This is a genomic window from Maribellus mangrovi (assembly GCF_037646455.1).
Taxonomy (GTDB): Bacteria; Bacteroidota; Bacteroidia; order Bacteroidales; family Prolixibacteraceae; genus Draconibacterium; species Draconibacterium mangrovi_A.
On sequence record NZ_JBBIXN010000010.1, the window covers coordinates 52,737 to 72,118 of the forward strand.

The 19,382-nt window shown below is 41.6% G+C and carries 15 protein-coding genes; 7 read left to right on the top strand and 8 right to left on the bottom strand.

Features of this window, described 5'->3' with window-relative positions; genetic code table 11:
• Nucleotides 1-101: 101 nt before the first annotated feature.
• The 4 genes from hutI to WFY05_RS21980 all read right to left on the bottom strand — a co-directional run bounded on the left by hutI (nt 102) and on the right by WFY05_RS21980 (nt 3,886).
• Nucleotides 102-1,355, bottom strand: a complete 1,254-nt coding sequence (hutI, locus tag WFY05_RS21965) for an imidazolonepropionase (protein WP_340115095.1) — start codon at nt 1,353-1,355, stop codon at nt 102-104.
• A 285-nt stretch (nt 1,356-1,640) separates the two neighbouring features.
• Complete coding sequence (gene fdxA / locus WFY05_RS21970) at nt 1,641-1,811, bottom strand: 4Fe-4S ferredoxin (protein ID WP_340115096.1); 171 nt, start codon at nt 1,809-1,811, stop codon at nt 1,641-1,643.
• Between the two features lie 209 nt (nt 1,812-2,020).
• Nucleotides 2,021-3,208 carry a glycosyltransferase family 2 protein gene (locus tag WFY05_RS21975; RefSeq protein WP_340115097.1) on the bottom strand — a complete coding sequence of 396 codons (1,188 nt, stop codon included), beginning with the start codon at nt 3,206-3,208 and terminating at the stop codon, nt 2,021-2,023.
• 75 nt (nt 3,209-3,283) lie between these two features.
• The gene (locus tag WFY05_RS21980) at nt 3,284-3,886 is read right to left on the bottom strand and encodes an OmpH/Skp family outer membrane protein (RefSeq protein WP_340115098.1); all 603 of its coding nucleotides are present in this window, start codon (nt 3,884-3,886) and stop codon (nt 3,284-3,286) included.
• A gap of 243 nt (nt 3,887-4,129) precedes the next feature.
• On the opposite strand from WFY05_RS21980, the gene WFY05_RS21985 reads away from it, so the two are divergent.
• Nucleotides 4,130-5,041 (top strand): proline dehydrogenase family protein, encoded by a 912-nt coding sequence (locus tag WFY05_RS21985; RefSeq protein ID WP_340115099.1) that lies wholly within the window; start codon nt 4,130-4,132, stop codon nt 5,039-5,041.
• 58 nt (nt 5,042-5,099) lie between these two features.
• Here WFY05_RS21985 and WFY05_RS21990 read toward each other — a convergent pair whose 3' ends face one another.
• Nucleotides 5,100-5,672: a nitroreductase family protein gene (locus WFY05_RS21990; RefSeq protein WP_340115100.1), complete on the bottom strand. Its 573-nt coding sequence runs from the start codon at nt 5,670-5,672 to the stop codon at nt 5,100-5,102.
• 267 nt (nt 5,673-5,939) lie between these two features.
• On the opposite strand from WFY05_RS21990, the gene WFY05_RS21995 reads away from it, so the two are divergent.
• From WFY05_RS21995 to xylE, 4 genes are all read left to right on the top strand, one after another.
• Nucleotides 5,940-6,935 carry a GntR family transcriptional regulator gene (locus WFY05_RS21995; protein ID WP_340115101.1) on the top strand — a complete coding sequence of 332 codons (996 nt, stop codon included), beginning with the start codon at nt 5,940-5,942 and terminating at the stop codon, nt 6,933-6,935.
• Nucleotides 6,936-7,049: 114 nt separating this feature from the next.
• Nucleotides 7,050-8,534, top strand: a complete 1,485-nt coding sequence (locus tag WFY05_RS22000) for a xylulokinase (RefSeq protein WP_340115102.1) — start codon at nt 7,050-7,052, stop codon at nt 8,532-8,534.
• A gap of 55 nt (nt 8,535-8,589) precedes the next feature.
• Nucleotides 8,590-9,915: a xylose isomerase gene (gene xylA / locus WFY05_RS22005; protein WP_340115103.1), complete on the top strand. Its 1,326-nt coding sequence runs from the start codon at nt 8,590-8,592 to the stop codon at nt 9,913-9,915.
• Nucleotides 9,915-11,294 carry a D-xylose transporter XylE gene (gene xylE, locus WFY05_RS22010; protein ID WP_340115104.1) on the top strand — a complete coding sequence of 460 codons (1,380 nt, stop codon included), beginning with the start codon at nt 9,915-9,917 and terminating at the stop codon, nt 11,292-11,294. The genes xylA and xylE overlap by 1 nt, the downstream gene beginning before the upstream one ends.
• Nucleotides 11,295-11,379: 85 nt before the next feature.
• Here xylE and WFY05_RS22015 read toward each other — a convergent pair whose 3' ends face one another.
• From WFY05_RS22015 to WFY05_RS22025, 3 genes are all read right to left on the bottom strand, one after another.
• A complete protein-coding gene (locus tag WFY05_RS22015) occupies nt 11,380-12,420 on the bottom strand; it encodes a zinc-dependent alcohol dehydrogenase (RefSeq protein ID WP_340115105.1) in 1,041 nt (346 codons plus the stop codon).
• 423 nt (nt 12,421-12,843) lie between these two features.
• A complete protein-coding gene (locus WFY05_RS22020) occupies nt 12,844-14,187 on the bottom strand; it encodes an MATE family efflux transporter (protein WP_340115106.1) in 1,344 nt (447 codons plus the stop codon).
• Nucleotides 14,188-14,252: 65 nt separating this feature from the next.
• Nucleotides 14,253-16,862 carry a DUF5916 domain-containing protein gene (locus WFY05_RS22025; RefSeq protein ID WP_340115107.1) on the bottom strand — a complete coding sequence of 870 codons (2,610 nt, stop codon included), beginning with the start codon at nt 16,860-16,862 and terminating at the stop codon, nt 14,253-14,255.
• A gap of 487 nt (nt 16,863-17,349) precedes the next feature.
• Here WFY05_RS22025 and accC point away from each other — a divergent pair, with 487 nt between their 5' ends.
• The gene (gene accC / locus WFY05_RS22030; protein WP_340115108.1) at nt 17,350-18,855 is read left to right on the top strand and encodes an acetyl-CoA carboxylase biotin carboxylase subunit; all 1,506 of its coding nucleotides are present in this window, start codon (nt 17,350-17,352) and stop codon (nt 18,853-18,855) included.
• Between the two features lie 9 nt (nt 18,856-18,864).
• Nucleotides 18,865-19,371 (top strand): biotin/lipoyl-containing protein, encoded by a 507-nt coding sequence (locus WFY05_RS22035; protein WP_340115109.1) that lies wholly within the window; start codon nt 18,865-18,867, stop codon nt 19,369-19,371.
• The last annotated feature ends 11 nt before the right edge of the window (nt 19,372-19,382 follow it).

Below are 19,382 nucleotides of genomic sequence, written 5' to 3' on the forward strand. Positions count from 1 at the left end.
TTACATACAATATTTAAAGACTTTGAAAACCAAACATCAGTTAATGGTTCATGGCGAAATTAGCCATCAAAGCACAGAAAGAGAATGATTTTTTACAGCGTTCAGAAAGATTGCACTTCTCCGTTTAAAATAACAGTTTCAACAAGATTTGATCCGTATGAATAAGGGAGGTACTCGATTCCGGGCATTTCGGACGTGATAAATAAATTCGCAATCTTACCTTTTGCAATGCTGCCATACGATTCGTTCAGCCCCATCGCATAAGCCGAGTTCAAAGTGGTTGCATTGATCACTTCTTCAGGAAGCATTTTATACTTAATACATCCCATTGCCGAAATCAGGCTCATATTACCACTTGGCGACGATCCTGGATTGTAGTCGGATGCCAGCGCAATGGGCAATCCGGCATCGATCATTTCGCGAACGGGCGACAATTTCATGCCCAGGAAAAAAGCGGCTCCCGGCAAAACAGTTGGCATGGTTTCAGTTCCGTGTAACGCTGCAATCTCATCTTCCTCAATAAATTCGAGATGATCGACGGAAAGAGCATTGTATTTAACACTCACCTGAACACCACCGGTAAGCCCCAGTTCGTTGGCGTGAATCTTGGGTCGGAGACCATATTTCATACCGGCCATTAAAATCCGTTCAGTATCTTCAACCGAGAAAAATCCCTGGTCGCAAAACACATCGATGTAATCTGCCAGTTCTTCGGCCGCTACCTGAGGGATCATTTCGTTGATCACCACATCGACATATTTCGATGGATTGCTTTTGTACTCGAGTGGTATGGCATGCGCACCAAGAAAAGTTGATCGTACGCAAATTGGCGAAGTTTCCCTGATCCAGCGAATAACACGCAGCATTTTTAGTTCATCCTCCGGATTCAGCCCGTAACCACTTTTAATTTCAACAGCACCGGTACCCATTTTAATGATCTCAACAATACGTTCCATCGCGCTGTTGTAAAGCTCTTCTTCTGAAGTTTCGTGTAAAAGCTTCGAAGAGTTCAAAATACCGCCACCGCGTCGTGCAATTTCTTCGTAGGAAAGACCTTTTATGCGGTCCACAAATTCTCTTTCGCGGGCTGCCGGATACACCAAATGAGTATGTGAGTCGCAAAAACTGGGGTAAACCAGACGGTCGGAGCAATCAATTTCAATGAGTAAATCGTCATCGTGGTATTTATCTTTCAATTCGCTCATGGGACCAAAATCCTCAATAATCTCGTCGCGAATAATTAAAAATGCATTTTTTATTGTATCCACTTTGGCCATTTCCTTGCCCGCCCGAAACTCAAGGTTTTCAGTTTCAACCTGAACCAGTTCCCTTATATTTTCTAAAAGTAATTTCATGCTGTTCTGTTTGATAAAAAAAAGGTACAAAATTGAAGTAATAAATCAACAGCCTCAGCGCAGAAAATTCTTATGAATTAGTCAGAATTCCTGAAGGATGGGATAATTAGTAATCTTCAGAAAGAAAATATTCCGGATTAATAGCTTCTTAAAGGAAAAATGTATATGGATCAGACAATGTTGAGGTTGAGGTTCATCTAAATTGATTTCAGGGATTATAGGTGATAGGTACACACAAAAAAAGCCCGCTAAAAGCGAGCTTTATTGAATTTTATGTTGTCCGGATTATTCGTCGATCGAAATACATTCTACCGGGCAAACCTCTGCGCATGATCCACAGTCGGTGCAAAGCTCCGGATCGATAGTATAGATATCTCCTTCTGCAATCGCGTCAACCGGGCACTCATCTAAACAAGTTCCGCATGCAATACATTCATCTGAAATTACATATGCCATAACAATGAATTTTTAGTTTAACATTAACGTTTGGGACAAAAGTACAAAGTTTGGCAAAAATACAAAGTTCAGAATTTAAATTATTATCCGGCATTAACACACATTTGTATTAACCGCTGATATACTGCAACTTAAATCAAACTTGTCTTATTAAGAATGATTTAAATTATTAACGTTGAAGCCCGTAATCAGGAAACAAAACAGGGATGTTACCGGACTGAAGTTCTCAACAATTGCATTTGGGTACTTAAATCGTCTGCCGGATAATATTTTTCCTGAACGAAATTGAGGTATTTCAGAACTTTGAACGCATTGAACTTCTGAAAGAAACGGTTAATAAATGTATCCTTTTTCGAGCAATTTCTGTTTAATTCTTCCACATCTTTCCAGAATTCCGTTTCATAAAGAAAGGAAGAAATGCTCTCCGGCAGATTAAGATTTAAAAGTGATTCGTATTCCTCCCGACTGATTTTATACAAAATGTGTTTTTGATCGAAAAACGTTTTCAAATCAATAAAAGCCTTAAAGTTGTAGGTTCTAAGCAGATCCTCTTCACCGTCCATCCATTTGGAAAGAATGGGGCCTGTACCAAAAGGCACACGACTGGATAGACGCGCTGACGGGTAGACCTTTGTGCGCGTTAATTCACCCACTTCACCCATTTGAACCAGGTTTTGCAAAAAGTAGAAATCCTCTCCCGCCTGTCGCCGGTTCATTCCACCCCGCTTCACATAAGCCCCTGCAGTAACTGCAAATGCCGATCCAATGGTAAACATGGCATACGGGTAGCCCGTAAAATGAAGTGCCTGTTTGTAATAAAGCAGGTATTGTTCATACAGTTCAATTCCTTCGCGGTGTTTGGGATCGAGCTGTTCTTTTGGATGTTCAAATGCGATGGTTGCACCAACTTGCTTTGGATTACTTGTAAAATGACGCTCAATCTCAACGAGGTAATTTTTCTCGACCAGGGTGTCGGCATCGAGCGATACGATTATGCCGTCCGGTTTTGCAATGTGGTTAAAACGTCGAACTGCTTCATCCATTCCCTTTTTGCGGGCCAAACCGGCCCCGGCCCATTTCTTTCGCAACTCAAAAGGACCAACCGCATAAAACTTTAATTTATGGGAGGAATGCTGTTGCATCCAACTATCAAGCTGTAATTTTGTTTTTTTGTTCTGCTTTGCCACATCCCCGGTTGCCGTTTCAGAATGATTGATCAATACGATGATCTCAGTTACCGAATCAGGAACATCACAACTTGCCAGACTTTCGAGTGTAGTTAAAATATCCGGTTCGTATAAGCACGGGATCACAACGATCATCCCGGTGTTTCTGTCCGGCTCATCCTTAATGAATGCTACATTCTGATTTTTAAGTAAATACTTATCGGCAAACATGGCTTACAAAGCTAAAATAAAAGGCAAAAAAAATCCGGGCAATACCCGGATTTCTGATTTGTATATAGAAATTTTCTATTCCGACTTGTTGGCGTTGTATTCTTCGTTAAGAGCTTTCAACACTTTTGCAGTGATGTTATGTGCTTCATCTCCGATCAACACATCTGCACCATTAAAGATATAATCGTAATGTGCCATTTCGTTGTATTCTTTGAGGTAAGCCATCAACTTGTCCAAAATTTGTTTGTTGTTGGCCTGCTGAATTTCAGCCAGTTTGTTCGACAATTCCTGATCGAGCTTCATAATTTCCTGCTCTTTTCCCATCAGGCGATCGCGTTCCTGAACAGCACGTTGCTCGGTAAGAAATCCACCCCGTTGTAATTTTTCCTGAAAAGCAGCAGCTTCTTTTTCGAAATTCTGACGTTTTGTTCCGTATTCGGTTGTATATGCTTCCTGTTTTTTAGCGAACTCGTCATGAAGGTCTTGCGACAAATCGTAGTTCAGAATTACTGAATCGGCTTTAACATATGCAATTTTTAATCCATTGACCGATGTTCCTCCGTCGTTCATAACCGGTCTATCTTGAGTACTTTTGCTGTTTCCGGTAAAATGCAGCACATACAATACAGCCACTGCCACAAATAATAGTACACTTACAACTAATGATGTTCCTTTCATTATTAACTTCTTTTTTTATTCAACGTATCGGTTCGACTGTTTTTTTAAGTTCGGACAAAGATAATTGTTTCATTGAAATGCAATAACTCAATCAGGAACTTTTTTTATCTCACTAATTTACAATCACTTCTATAAAAAACATGCGGTAAATCATATTCTTCCACTGATAAACATCATTGAATTGAACTTGGCTTATAATGTATTTTTGACAATGACAATTTTTTGTATAACGTAAAATCTACCATGTTGAATAAATTAATAGCCAATATACTTCCTTACATGCCCAAAAAGCTGATCTGGGTATTTTCGAAAAGATATATTGCGGGCGAAACCATTGAGGACGGTTTGCTGGCATCGAAACTGCTTAACGAAAAAGGAATTGAAGTTACTATTGATATACTTGGTGAATTTATTCATTCAATCGACGAGGCAGAAAAGAACAAGAATGAATACCTGGAAGTGATCGAGCGTTTTACAGACGAGAACGTTAAGGGAAATTTCTCGTTAAAACCAACCAGTTTTGGATTGCTGATTGACCAGGAAGTTTGTTACAACTACCTTCGTGAGGTTGTTGAACTGGTCGCCAGTAAAAATTCATTTCTTCGAATCGACATGGAAGATTCGCAGTGTGTCGATATGGAAATAGATATGTTCAGGAAGCTGCGCCAGGAGTTTCCAAAGCACGTTGGTCTGGTCCTTCAGGCCTATATGCGACGCACGAAAAGCGATCTTGAAGGACTCAACGACCTGAATTCCGAAAATGCTCCAATAAGCTTCCGGCTTTGCAAAGGAATTTATGTTGAACCCGAAAACATTGCATTTAAAGATTTCCACGAAGTGCAGGAAAATTTTCTGGCCGACTTGAAATACATGTTCGAGAATAAAATGTACGCAGGTATTGCTACACACGATAAATATTTGGTTGACGAATCGAAAAAGATGATTCAGGAAATGAATATTCCGAAAAGCATGTACGAATTTCAGATGCTTTACGGGGTTACACCTGAATTGCGTCAGTCGATTGTTGACGAAGGCCACCGGATGCGTGTTTATGTTCCTTACGGGAAACAATGGTTTGGATATTCAACACGACGGCTGAAAGAAAATCCGAAAATGGCACAGCATATAATTAAGGCGTTATTTATACGAGGTTAATTTTGGGAGTTAAACTGAAAGAAGGGGACGGCATTTATGTCGTCCTTTTTTAAATATCCTAACCGTTCAGTTTTATAATCAATTCATCCAGCGGTCGTTTAGGAACATGGTGTACATCTTGTTCATCACGCCAGTATTTAATGTCGTCCGAAGCTGTTTCCAACACCACCTTTTCGGCAGGTTTTCCCAAAGCAATCAACCACAAAATCTCGAGGTTTTCGTTTAATCCCAGCAATTTACTTACCCTGCTCTTATTTACCGAGCCAATAATACAACCACCAAATCCCGACTCCACAGCTCCCATTAAAATGCTTTGAATGGCAATTCCATCGTCGCAGTAATGATTCTCCGAAATGGTACGGTCTTTTAAAACAGCAACATAAGCAACCGGGCGTTCGTCTTGTGCGGGTCCTTTCCAGTTCGACAAATAACCGGCCCATCCAAGGTTTGGGAATATCTTGTTACAGAGTTCAGCTTGTGTGACCACTGCATATTTAAGTGGCTGAGCATTTCGCCCACTGGCCGAAAACCGGGCCAGTTCAATCCACTGCTTTATTTGTTCTCCATTTAATTTTATGGCGGAATCGAACCGACGATAACTTCGATTCTGCATAATAAGATCGCGTATCATGTGTAGTTTTTGAACATCAAATTTAAAGGAAATAAAAAAGAAAAAGGATAAAAGTGAAGTACAAAAGAATTGCTGACCAAACTTAACCACAAGAAGAAATTACATCACCCTATCCTTTTACTTCGAAAACGTATATCGAACGGACATGGTACATACCGAGAATTAATAAATGTTAAAACCGAACATTAAATTGAAGAAAAACAAAACAACATTAAAAGATTAGAATTAGCTTTGTAGAACAGAACAGAACAACTCTGCAAAGAAATAATGAACGAACTAAAACTAAACATCGACGATAATTCCAGTGTGCTAAAATTTCAGCAACTGGTTGAAACCATTATCGACGCCATCAGCCAAAATCAGCTAAAAGAAGGAGAAATGTTGCCTTCGGTCAACCAGATCATGAAGGAAACACAATTATCGCGCGACACTGTGTTTAAAGCCTACGCTGAATTAAAGCGCCGCGGTGTGGTGGAATCGGTTCCTAACCGTGGGTATTTCGTCACTCAAAAAATAACAAAAGTATTTCTCTTTCTCGATACGTTTAAGGCCTACAAAGAGGTGCTGTACCATTCGTTCATTAATCAGTTGCCCGATGGAATCAGTGTAGATCTTCATTTTCACCATTACAACATCGATCTTTTTGAGAAGATCATCAACGAGAGTTTGGGAAAATACAGCAAATACATTATCATGAATTTCGACAATGATCAGGTTGCGAAAATCATTTCAAAAATTCCGCAGGATCAGTTACTTATAATCGACTGGAACATAAAAGCCCCTGAAAATGCCGCTGTAATCTACCAGGATTTCGGACAAGCTGTATACCGTTGTCTTGATGAGAACCTGAATGCACTGAAAAAATACAAGGAGTTTATTTTCTATTATCCAAATTTCACTTATCACCCCAAAACGGCCGTAGAATATTTCAAACGTTTTTGTACCGATAAAAAAATAAAACACTCGGTTATCTACTCCGACAAAGAATTTGTGATGAGAAAAAATGCCCTTTACATGCTGGTCAGCGACCGGACACTGGCACGTTTTCTCGATCAGTGCGAAGAAAAAGGATTTGAACCCGGTAACGAGGTTGGCGTCATTTCGTACAACGAAACACCGATGAAAAAATACGTAAAAAACGGAATTACTGTTATTTCAACTGATTTTAACCTGATGGGGAAAAAAGCCGCCGAATTTGTAACCACCGGTGATAACCTAAAATTCGAAGTCCCTACCCAGTTAAAAATCAGGAATTCGGTATAATGTGTTTTATAACACTTTTTCCGAATTTGATAGCAAGTGAAATGCTATTATTTTTACAAACATACCAGAACAGAACAGATTGAAATCATAAATAAATTAAAACCTAAATAGATCATGCATTTACTTGGATTCGATATTGGAAGTTCTTCCGTAAAAGTTTCGCTCATTAAAGGAGACAACGGAGCACTTGTAGCCTCTTCATTCTACCCAAAAGAAGAAATGAAAATAACCGCACATCAAGCGGGCTGGGCCGAGCAAGCTCCTGAGCAGTGGTGGAAAAACCTGAAATTGGCACTCCATGATGTTCTGGCAACATCGAAAGTAGCACCTGAGAGTATTGAAGCGATCGGAATATCTTACCAAATGCATGGCCTGGTAATGGTAGATAAAGATCAGGAAGTGATCCGCCCTTCAATTATTTGGTGCGACAGCCGGGCAACAACCATTGGCGATAAGGCGTTTGATGAGATCGGTGGACAACGCTGCCTGACCAATCTACTGAATTCTCCAGGTAATTTCACCGCATCGAAATTAAAGTGGGTAAAAGATAACGAACCGCAAATGTTTGACCGAGTTCACAAGATTATGCTTCCGGGCGATTACATTGCCATGAAACTGACCGGTGAAGCCCAAACAACAGTGAGTGGCTTATCGGAAGGAATCATGTGGAATTTCAAAGAAAACCAACTGGCCGACCTGCTGTTCGACAATTATGGTTTTTCTTCGGACATTATTCCTGAGATAGTTCCCACTTTTGCAAACTCTGGTCGATTATCCGATTCAGCTGCCAGTGAACTGGGACTTTCAACAAAAACAAAAGTAAGTTACCGCGCCGGCGACCAACCCAACAACGCGCTTTCTCTTAACGTACTAAAACCCGGCGAAATTGCAACAACTGCGGGAACATCGGGCGTAGTTTACGGCGTTAGCGACGAAGTAAAATACGATCCCCAGTCGAGAGTAAATACATTTGCACACGTTAACCATTCGGCTACCGATCCGCGGCTTGGCGTTTTACTGTGCATCAACGGAACCGGCATATTAAATGCCTGGCTAAAACGTATGATTGGTGAGTCGGTTTCATACGAAGAAATGAATGAACTTGCAGCTGCTGCCCCCATCGGTTCAGATGGAATTTCAGTCCTGCCCTTTGGAAACGGAGCTGAACGCGTGCTCAACAATAGAAATATAGGATCGATCATTTCCGGTGTAAATTTCAACATTCACCAAAAAGGACATTTACTAAGAGCAGCACAGGAAGGCATTGTATTCTCGTTCAAATACGGCATGGAGATCATGGAAAATATCGGGATCAATGCTTCGGTGATTCGCGCCGGAAAAGCAAACATGTTCCTCAGTCCTATTTTCCGAAATACACTGGCCGGAATTTCGGAAGCTACAATCGAATTGTACAATACCGACGGATCGGTAGGCGCAGCTCGCGGTGCCGGTGTAGGATCGGGCTATTACAAATCGTTTGATGAAGCGTTCTCGAACCTTAATAAACTGGAAGTTGTAGAGCCCGAATCTTCGAAAAAAGCACATTACGAAGAAGCCTACCAAAACTGGAAGCTTCAATTGGAAAAAGCAATTAAATAACACCTCGCTGAAGCACGGTGCAAAAAATAAAATTAATTCATTAAAATAAACAAACATGGAAGTATTAAAAGGAAACAAAGAGTATTTCAAGGGCATTGATCAGATCAAATACGAAGGCCCTGAATCCAAGAATCCATTGGCATTTAAATGGTATGACGAAAACAAAGTAGTTGCAGGAAAAACCATGAAAGAGCACCTGCGTTTTGCAGTAGCCTACTGGCATACATTCTGCGGAACAGGAGGTGACCCTTTTGGACCGGGAACACAAATTTTTCCATGGGCTGGTGCAACCGATGTAATGGATGCAGCAAAAGAAAGAATGGACGCCGCTTTTGAATTCATCACCAAAATGAACATCCCGTATTATTGTTTCCACGATACGGACGTTGTAGGAGACGGTTCTGTTTTTGAAATTGAAAAGCGCCTAGCAAAAATGGTGGAAGAAGCCAAAGTAAAACAAGCTGCCTCGGGCGTAAAATTACTCTGGGGAACTGCCAACGTTTTCTCCGATCCGCGTTATATGAACGGAGCTTCAACCAATCCCGATTTCAATGTACTGGCCAATGCGGCTGTTCAGGTTAAAAATGCCATCGACGCTACCATCGAACTAGGAGGAACTGCTTATGTGTTCTGGGGAGGTCGCGAAGGCTACATGAGCCTGCACAACACCGATACCAAACGCGAACTGGCGCACCTGGGGAAATTCCTGACCGTAGCACGCGATTATGGCCGTAAAGCCGGTTTTGATGGAACTTTCCTTATCGAACCAAAACCAATGGAACCAACAAAACATCAATACGATTACGATGCACAAACTGTTATTGCATTCCTGAGGGAACATAACCTGGATAAAGATTTTAAATTAAATATTGAAGTTAACCACGCCACTTTAGCTGGTCACAGTTTTACCCACGACCTAAGAATGGCTGCTGATGCTGGATTACTCGGATCGATTGATGCCAACAAAGGTGATTATCAAAACGGCTGGGATACCGATGAATTCCCAACCAGCGTATATGAAGTGACCGAAGCTATGATTGAGATACTACAAGCAGGTGGATTCACGCAAGGTGGTATTAACTTCGATGCTAAAACACGTCGTAATTCTACCGACCTGGAGGATATTTTTATTGCTCATATTGGTGGAATGGATGTATTTGCCCGCGCACTGGTTATTGCAGATAAAATTCTGACTGATTCGGATTACCTTGCACGACGCAATGCTCGTTACGCTTCATTCGACAGCGGAAAAGGAGCCGAATATGAAGCCGGGAAACTGGGACTTGAAGACCTACGCACAATTGCAGCCGAAGTTGGTGAACCCGATCAAACAAGCGGAAAACAAGAACTGCTTGAGCAATTAATCAACTGGTATATCTAATGAATCAACGCAATACATTTTATATTGTAGTTATCACACTGGTGGCCACTTTGGGTGGCCTCCTTTTTGGTTACGACACTGCAGTTATTTCCGGAGCCGACAAATCGATACAGGCATTTCTAATTGATAATCTGGGTCTGGGCTCACTGGCACATGGCGCCACCATTTCAAGCGCCCTTATCGGGTGTATCATCGGTGGAAGTATAAGTGGGATTCTGGCATCAAAACTGGGTCGAAGAAACACGCTGTTTCTGGCAGCCATATTATTTTTTATTTCGGCACTGGGTTCCGGGAATCCCGAATTCCTGTTTTTTGAAAAAGGCGAACCTACAATGGGTTTGCTTTACATGTTCAATTTCTACCGCATTATTGGTGGAATCGGAGTTGGTCTGGCCTCTGCCGTAAGCCCGATGTATATTGGAGAGATTGCTCCTGCCGACATTCGCGGACGGCTGGTTTCACTCAACCAGTTTGCCATTATTTTTGGAATGTTGGTCGTGTATTTTGTCAACTGGGGGATCGCTAACGGACAGTCACTGGAATGGATTAACATGGTGGGTTGGAGACGCATGTTCACGTCGGAAGCCATTCCTGCCGGCGTGTTTGGCTTACTGCTGTTCTTTGTTCCGGAAACACCTCGTTACCTCGCGATAAAAAAACAGGATGAAAAAGCGATGCAGATCTTAGCCAAAATTAACGGAACGGAACATGCCAAAACGATTTTTGCAGAGATAAAAAACAGTGTAGAGCATTCTACCGCAAAACTTTTCTCATACGGTAAAATCGTTATTGTTATTGGCATTCTGCTTTCTGTATTTCAGCAATTTGTTGGAATTAACGTGGCACTTTATTATGCGCCGCGCATTTTTGAAAGCATGGGAGCAGAGAAAGATGCATCGATGATGCAAACGGTTGTTATGGGACTGGTAAATGTGATTTTTACTGTTGTTGCCATTTTAACGGTCGACAAATGGGGACGGAAGCCTCTGCTGATGGTTGGATCAGTTGGAATGGCCATTGGTATGTTTGCAATTGGAGCCCTGGCTTTTATGAAAGTAATTGGCATAGCAACTCTTGTATTTATAATTGTATACACCGCTTCATTTATGATGTCGTGGGGGCCAATTTGCTGGGTGCTGATTTCTGAACTGTTCCCGAACAAGATTCGCGGAAAAGCAGTAGCTGTTGCTGTTGCAGCACAATGGGCAGCCAACTATTTTATCTCATCGACGTATCCCGCGATGATGGAATTTAGTAGCGGCGGAACTTACTGGTTTTATGGAATCATGAGTGTGCTTTCCTTTATTTTTGTGTGGAAAATGGTTCCGGAAACGAAGAATAAAACTCTGGAAGAAATGGAGATGCTCTGGAAAAAGTAAATGGACATATCTTTCGCATAGAGATATCGAATCGTCATTCCATCTGCCCGGTGCAGTGAAGAATGGCGATTTATTTTTCAGAGGATTATTCAAAATGGATCATGGCCTTAATGGCGCCATCTTTATAAGCCTCAACAATCTCAAATGCTTTACCTGTTTCTTCAAGTTTAAAATTGTGGGTGACCATTTTTTCTGCGTCTACCCTACCCGATCTCACCAGTTCGATGGCTTCTTCAACGCAATGGTTTTGCCGCCGCACATTGATCACGCTTAATTCCTTGCGGCGCATCAAATCCATATCGAAAGTATACTTTGCATCCGGGGGAATCCCAACCAATACGAGTTTGCCTCCGGGCTTCAAAACTTTTAAAGCGATGTCCACCGCTTCCTGCTCGCCACTGGCTTCAAATACAACGTCCAACAAAGATTCATGTATTTCTGAAATCCTGTTCACCACATTTTCTTTATCGGCTTGAACAGCATGTGAAGCTCCTATTTCTTTGGCTTGATTTAAACGGTAATCCAGGGGTTCAATCATTGTTATCTCACGAACATCATCGGCTAATAGTTTAAAAAGAATACTTAATCCGATCGGTCCTGCGCCAAATATTGCAACGGATTGCTTGTTATCGACCAAGCTTGCCAGCTTTACTGCGTACACACCAATACTTAGTGGTTCAATAAGTGCAGCCTGCACAGGATTTAAACTTCCGGTAACCGGGAAGCAGGTGAAAGCCGGCATCACGATATAATCCCCAAGGCAACCATCAAGTTGGCCGGGGCACCCAAGGAATCTGTTGTTTCTGCAGGTATGTGGTCTTCCCGAGCGGCACTGATCGCATTCGCCACAGTGAACAGAAGGGTCGACAACAACAAGATCACCTAAGTTAACATGCTTTACATTGGCGCCCTTTTCTACAATCGTACCCGAACATTCGTGACCAACCGGAAAGGGAAATTCAACCACCTGGCTACCTATTTTTCCTTCGGAGTAATAATGAATATCAGAGCCACATACTCCTACCACACTCAACCTGATCTTCACCTCATCGGCAGACATTAATTGTGGCTCATCGACATCGATTAATTTCATCTTTTTTATTCCTTGCAAAACAACTTGTTTCATTTTGATATTTTTAAATTATGCACACAACTTTAAAATAATTTTCGTGGTGAGTTATTCAGATGCAAATTATTATACCATTTACATGACTTTTATCACTTTGGCCTTAAATAAAGGTTTTTAAATCTTCCGGTACAAAATTCGAAAAACCGCAAACGTTTTCTAAAACATATTGTTATTTTTATATCTCCTGTATTTCAATATCTTACATTTTTATCGATTAAGTTTTTTAACAAATATTAATTAATTTTTAAAAATGATTCAGGTTTCAATCAATTTTATACTATCTTAGCCCTGCCTTAATGAACAAGATTACAAGACTTATTAAAACTACCTTTTCTCTATTAGACCAATAAGTTTTCTGATCTAACTAAACTAGACTATGAACAATCGGGTTATCAGTAACAAGGGATAACCCGTTTTTTTTTAATCGAAATTAAATTTCTTCAAATTCTTTTTAAAACGAAAGTAAAAGAGAATGCCGGCCGTTCCCAATCCTACGAGGTAACCAAACCAAATGCCTTTTGCCCCGATATTTAATACAAATGCAAACACATAACTTGTCGGAATACCAATTAGAAGATAAGCCACAAAAGCAATAAACATGGGGGCAGTAACATCTGACATTCCGCGAAGTGTACTCAGCATAACCACCTGCAAGCCGTCGAACAACTGAAAAACAGCTGCAACAATAAGTAATCCGGCCGCAATTCGAACAACATCAATATCGGTCGTAAACAAATAAGGCAGCAGGTTTTTCCCGCCAATGAACATTAGTGCCATTACGGACATAAAAGACAGTACAAGGTGTGTGGAAGCCACCGCCGCTGTTCGCATTGCATGATAATCCTTAAGGCCAATCTGATGACTTACTCTGATTGTATTGGCCTGCGAAACTCCAAGTGAGATCATGTAGGTAAACGAAGCCAAACCAAGTGCCACCTGGTGAGCCGCAAGTGGAGTTTCACCTAACCAGCCCATCATTACGGCGCCAATTCCAAAGGCAGTTACTTCAACAATCAACTGAAACGCAATAGGAATTCCTATTTTTAATAAGCGAATGATCCGGTCAAAATCAATCTCCTCTATGCGGGCCAGTTTGAAGTACTCCAGAAACTGAACTTTTCGGCTGATGAACACCACAAACATAATTGGCATTACTATTCTAGAAATAAGTGTTCCGATACCGGCACCGTTCAGTCCCAACGCCGGGAAACCGAATTTTCCGAAAATAAGTACATAATTAACAACAATATTAACTACGTTGGCCGTTAAGGTAATGGTCATTGCCATTTTGGTATTTCCAATGCCTTCAAAAAATTGCTTAATGGTAAAGAACAGAATGAACGGCAGGTAAGAGCAGGTGAGTAAAATATAGTAAGGTTTTGCCAGTTCCAGTACATCAGCCTCCTGCCCCATGAAAGGCAGTAATAAGTATACGCCAAACATTAATAATGTTAGTATAAATCCGGCGGCCATGTGTGTCAATGCGCCATTTTTAAGCCAAATAACAGTCGACCTGTTGTCTTTATTCCCAAAAGCGGTGCCAACAAGTGGCGTCATTCCAAAGGTAATCCCCATTCCGAAAACCATACCGATCATAAAAACGCTGTTGGCAAATGAAGCCGCTGCAAGTTCTGTTGTTCCCACGTGGCCCACCATGGCGTTGTCGATCAACGACACCATAACCTGGCCGATTTGCGACAAAACGATCGGGAAAGCCAAGTGCACGTTGCGTTTGTAATACGGTATATAATCTCTGAATTTCACTGAATTACAATTAAATATCAGCTAAAATGTGCTGTTTGTTCAGGGCGCAAAGATAAGGTTTTACGCTACAAGGAGAACCAGTAACTCAGTTTAATCATGAAGGCATTCTGAGCACTTAATTTACGGATCCCTTTCAGACTATCGAAAAGTGAGGATTCGTATTGGTATTCGTAGTTGTTTCGGTTGTGGGTCCATACAAAATAAAGGGTCGAACCTGTCTTGTATTCCCAGCGAGCCACAAAATTCGATCTGAATTCCTGAAAGTTGAAGTCGAAATCGTAGTTATTAAAGTCGTGATATACATTGCCGGATTCATCAACCAAATAACTATTTTCGCGAAATAAAGTTTCAAAACGATCATCAAGGTTTATGGCTTTCGAATCGTCTACTCTCCGGTAATCGAGATATTGTCCGGTGGAAACGTACGGGCTTCCGTAATACTGCAGCGACAATTCCGGCGTAATAAAAAACTCAGCACGCAGGGTGGTGTAAAATGTTTGACGATCGAGCAAACCAACGAGGTATTCACTACGACCGTTTACGGTAGTTGCTTTTAAAAACTGGCTGTTATCTTTTGCCAGCGAATAAACCGACTCCGAAGTCAACATAAAACGGTTACTTACCCTCCAGTTAACCATAAATGAATAGCTGTTGTTTTTGCTGATGTCATCATCGCTGTTAGCAAAAGAACCGGTTATTCCCACGATAAAATCACTTTGAGTGTTTGTACTTATTCCCACATCGAATTTGTTTTCCGGATCTTTTAGCAACGATGGACCACCTCTCAACTCCCGCGTGTCAATATTTTTAAAAATGCGTTTGGCCGCCAGATCAAACTTCCAGTAATTCTTAAAGCGAAAAGTTGAGTAGAAATAAAGATCATCCTGAAGATTTTCCCCACCATAACTCCACACATGCCCCTGTCGTAACCGCAGTCTGTAGTTTAGCAGAATTCCACGCGGCTTGTTCATCCAGTATTCAACGTCCATTTGCTGGTCAATATAATCGGCCTGACGCAGATATCCCAGATCGTTTAATTCAACACCCGGAGAACGCCATTCCAACTCACCCTGAACCCGGAATTTTCCACTTCTTTTCCCTCCGCTGATTTCACCACCCCAGCCACTTAATCGGGTTTTATCCGGATCGAACTCCAGGTGTTCTGCATCTTCACGCTGGTAATAGTGACGCGAATTGATTTGCAAAGCAGAAATGGCTGTTTCACTCCCGTTTACCTGCGAAAAGAAACTTTTGCCCGATACATAGTACTTCCGGTTCAGCCAGTTGTGTTCAACATCGAAACCACCGACCAATGCATTATCGCTTAAGAAATTCAGGTTATCGTCTTTAATATTTCGGATTGTCGAAGTAAATATTCCGCCAATTGTTGTGCTACCTTCATTAAAATCCTGCTTTATTCTCCCGAGCGAGTAGTTAGTAAAAGGTTCGGCTGCCAGCGTTTCCTCAACATCGTCGCTGGTGATTATCGCGTCCTCTTTTGCAGTCATGCTGTTAACAAAACCCAGCGACAAGCCTTTTTTGTTTTTACCGGTGAGCTTTAAGGCATTTATAATTGACGTATTATCAGGCACCGACAAACTTTCGCCGGCCTCTTCATCTACTCCGGGTACATAGCTGGGAGCATGCCCGATACGGCGCGAATAATATACCATATCTGATCCCGAATTGTATTCCAGAATACTTTTCCCTTCAAGAAAGAACGGACGCTTTTCGTCGTAAAAAACTTCGTACGAAGTTAGGTTCAATTCTGAAGGATCAGCTTCAACCTGCCCAAAATCGGGATTAAACGTGTAATCAAGTGTAAAGTCTGAACTTACACCAATTTTACCATCGACCCCAAAACCAAAGTTGCTTTTGTCGTATGAGTCGGGAATATATTTGGCTTTGCCATAGGGCATCACCTCAAAATTTCGTTTGTATGGAATATCCTTTATTCCCCGCAGCTCGCCAAAAATATAAACCATGGCAGGTGCATCAATCGGTATAAGTTTCCACTGGCTTTCTTCGGCCAGCCGGTATATGTACCGCCAGATGTGCATTCCCCAAACGTGTTCCTCCTTGTTGGCAAAACGGATTTGGGTAAACGGAACGCGCATTTCAGCATACCAGGCCGAATCGCCAATCGACGTTTTACCATCCCAAACTGCATTCCAGTTAAAGTCCCAGCCGTATTCGCCCAAATGCATTAAATCCACCTTCTGCCCTGCCGAGGTCAAATTAAATTCGAAGGCGGTTTGCTTATCGTGATAGGTATCCAACGCAATTCCGGCAATATCTCCACTATAGGCATCATCGCGTGGCCCAAGAATCGGACTCATTTTTTCGGGCTCATTGTCGTATGCAATGATGGCAAAATACAGATATTTGTTGTCGTAAAGAATTTTTATTTCGGTTTGCTGTGAAGGCGGTTTTGCCTGGTGCGGTTGTTGCTGGACAAAATCGCCGTCCCAGGTACCAACCGTTTGCCAGCATTCATCATCCAAATGCCCGTCAATCTTGGGAGCAACATCGGTTCGTGTGGCATAATACACCCTTTTGATGCTGGCATAATGATTTACCAGCGAATCATCAGACAGCGTGTAATTCAAATCCTGACCATTTGAACTTAAGAATAGCAAACCCAGTAAAAGAATAAACAGCGAATTACGGATCATGGTTGGTCAATAATCAAATACAAAATTAATTTTGTTTTGTGATTAACAAAATGCTAATTTAAAAAATTCAATTTTTGACTAAATCTGGCATTTATTCAAATTATTAATGGAGCAAAAACCGATAATTACATAAATTTACATTTATTAACACAAATGAATTTGTGAATACTGTGCCAAGGGATATTTTGCACCGGCCAAAAATAAATCGAACTAAACAATTTGTGCAAATCAGAGTTATTAAAGCAGAATTTAAGACAGCTTAACATTCGAATAACGTTCTATGAAACAACGACAAAAAAGCAATTGTTTAACTATGTATCTGGAAACGTGCACGTTTACTGTTGGTTATGAGCTTAACAGTTGATACATTAAAATGATAAATCAAATTGTATGAAAGGAGCATGGATAAATTACGCACAAAAGGGAATGATAAAATTCTTCCTGCGAGTTCCATGTGATTCCGCAAAAAACAAACAATTTAAATCACATGAATAAAATCAAAAAGATTCTGGTGGCAAACAGGGGGGAGATTGCTATCAGAGTAATGCGTACTTGTCGGGAGATGGACATTGAAACTGTGGCCATTTACTCAGAAGCCGACAGAACATCATTACACGTCCGCTACGCCCATGAAGCCTACTATGTAGGTAAGGCGCCATCCTCGGAAAGCTACCTGAACATTAATAAAATATTAGAAATTGCGAAAAAAAGTAAGGCCGATGCCATTCATCCGGGCTACGGTTTTTTATCGGAAAATGCAGAGTTTGCACGCCGCTGCGGTGAAGAAGGCATAATCTTTATAGGTCCGTCGCCCGAGGTTATCGTTCAAATGGGCGATAAAATTCAGGCCCGCGAAGCGATGACGGCTGCAGGAATACCGGTAGTTCCGGGAACCGAAGGCGAAATTAAATCCGAAGAAGAAGCGCTTGAAATCATCAAAGAAATAGGGCTTCCGGTAATGATAAAAGCCTCGGCCGGTGGTGGTGGTAAAGGAATGCGGCTGGTTAAAAATGAGTCGGAAATTGTTTCATCAGTTCGTGCAGCACGTTCGGAAGCCAAAGCTGCTTTTGGCGACGACGCTGTATACATAGAAAAATACATTACCTCGCCCCACCATATCGAGTTTCAAATTCTGGGCGATCAGCACGGCAATACGGTGCACCTTTTCGAACGCGAATGTTCAGTGCAGCGTCGTCACCAAAAAATGATCGAAGAAACACCTTCGCCATTAATGACGGAGGAGTTACGTAATGAAATGGGTAAATCCGCCGTTGAAGCTGCAAAAGCGGTAAACTACGTGGGTGCCGGTACCATCGAATTTTTGGTGGATAACGACCTGAATTATTACTTCCTCGAAATGAATACCCGTTTGCAGGTTGAGCACCCAATTACTGAACGTGTAACGGGGATCGACCTGGTAAAACAGCAAATATTTGTAGCTGAAGGAAAAGGGCTGGAATTTAGGCAAAAAGATCTGAAACAAAAAGGACACGCGATTGAGTGTCGTGTTTATGCTGAAGATCCCGATAATAACTTTATGCCGAGTGCCGGAAAAGTTTATAAAATATCCGATCCGCTGGGATTAGGTGTTCGAACCGACGGTTATGTTTACGAAGGTTACGAGATCCCAATCTACTACGACCCAATGATCTCGAAACTGATCGTTTGGGGAAAAACACGAAATGAAGCGATTGCAAGAATGAGAAGGGCGTTATATGAATACAAAATTACCGGAGTAAAAACATCGATAAAAATACTGGAACGGGTAATGAACAATGAAAACTTCATTTCCGGAAATTACGATACGCATTTTATTGAGAAAAACCAGGAACAACTTATGAGCCGGCCACAAGCCGATGCGCCTGAAGATATAGTAATTATTGCTGCGTTTATCGACTACCTGGATAAAATCTCATCAGTTACTTCCAATGAAAAAGCGTTTGTTCCGGCTCAAAGCCGCTGGAAGAAAATTTCGCATGTAAACCATTTTTAATTTAAGATTATGGCAGTTGAAATTAAAATAGGCGACAGGATTGCCTGGGCCGACCTGATTAAACAAGACGGAAATCTGCTTGAAGTGGAGGTTGACGGAAAACGCTACGAAGTGGATTTGATGCACACCGCCGATGGTACTTTTTCCATTCTCGAAAGTGGTCATTCCTACGACATTGAACTTGTTCCGAATGCACCAAAACGATACACAGCCTACACCTTGTATGAAACATACGACGTGGATGTGATCGATGCCGAGGCACGGTACCTGCAAAACCGAAACGCAGGCGGTGCCGGTGCTGCTGAGAGCAAAATATCATCGCCGATGCCCGGGAAAGTGGTAAATGTCATGGTTGCTGAAGGCGATGAAGTGAAAGAAGGAGACACTGTGATCATCATTTCGGCCATGAAAATGGAAAGCGAGTACAAAGCACCTCACGATGGGGTTGTTAAAAAAGTGCACGTGAAAAACGAAGACACCGTAGACGGAAACCAGGTACTAATTGAAATCGAGTAAAAGTTAATTAC

What these genes read in the sequence shown, in the direction of transcription:
- hutI (WP_340115095.1), bottom strand. Translation starts at nt 1,355, where the DNA reads ATGAAATTACTTTTAGAAAATATAAGGGAACTGGTTCAGGTTGAAACT.
- fdxA (WP_340115096.1), bottom strand. Translation starts at nt 1,811, where the DNA reads ATGGCATATGTAATTTCAGATGAATGTATTGCATGCGGAACTTGTTTA.
- WFY05_RS21975 (WP_340115097.1), bottom strand. Translation starts at nt 3,208, where the DNA reads ATGTTTGCCGATAAGTATTTACTTAAAAATCAGAATGTAGCATTCATT.
- WFY05_RS21980 (WP_340115098.1), bottom strand. Translation starts at nt 3,886, where the DNA reads ATGAAAGGAACATCATTAGTTGTAAGTGTACTATTATTTGTGGCAGTG.
- WFY05_RS21985 (WP_340115099.1), top strand. Translation starts at nt 4,130, where the DNA reads ATGTTGAATAAATTAATAGCCAATATACTTCCTTACATGCCCAAAAAG.
- WFY05_RS21990 (WP_340115100.1), bottom strand. Translation starts at nt 5,672, where the DNA reads ATGATACGCGATCTTATTATGCAGAATCGAAGTTATCGTCGGTTCGAT.
- WFY05_RS21995 (WP_340115101.1), top strand. Translation starts at nt 5,940, where the DNA reads ATGAACGAACTAAAACTAAACATCGACGATAATTCCAGTGTGCTAAAA.
- WFY05_RS22000 (WP_340115102.1), top strand. Translation starts at nt 7,050, where the DNA reads ATGCATTTACTTGGATTCGATATTGGAAGTTCTTCCGTAAAAGTTTCG.
- xylA (WP_340115103.1), top strand. Translation starts at nt 8,590, where the DNA reads ATGGAAGTATTAAAAGGAAACAAAGAGTATTTCAAGGGCATTGATCAG.
- xylE (WP_340115104.1), top strand. Translation starts at nt 9,915, where the DNA reads ATGAATCAACGCAATACATTTTATATTGTAGTTATCACACTGGTGGCC.
- WFY05_RS22015 (WP_340115105.1), bottom strand. Translation starts at nt 12,420, where the DNA reads ATGAAACAAGTTGTTTTGCAAGGAATAAAAAAGATGAAATTAATCGAT.
- WFY05_RS22025 (WP_340115107.1), bottom strand. Translation starts at nt 16,862, where the DNA reads ATGATCCGTAATTCGCTGTTTATTCTTTTACTGGGTTTGCTATTCTTA.
- accC (WP_340115108.1), top strand. Translation starts at nt 17,350, where the DNA reads ATGAATAAAATCAAAAAGATTCTGGTGGCAAACAGGGGGGAGATTGCT.
- WFY05_RS22035 (WP_340115109.1), top strand. Translation starts at nt 18,865, where the DNA reads ATGGCAGTTGAAATTAAAATAGGCGACAGGATTGCCTGGGCCGACCTG.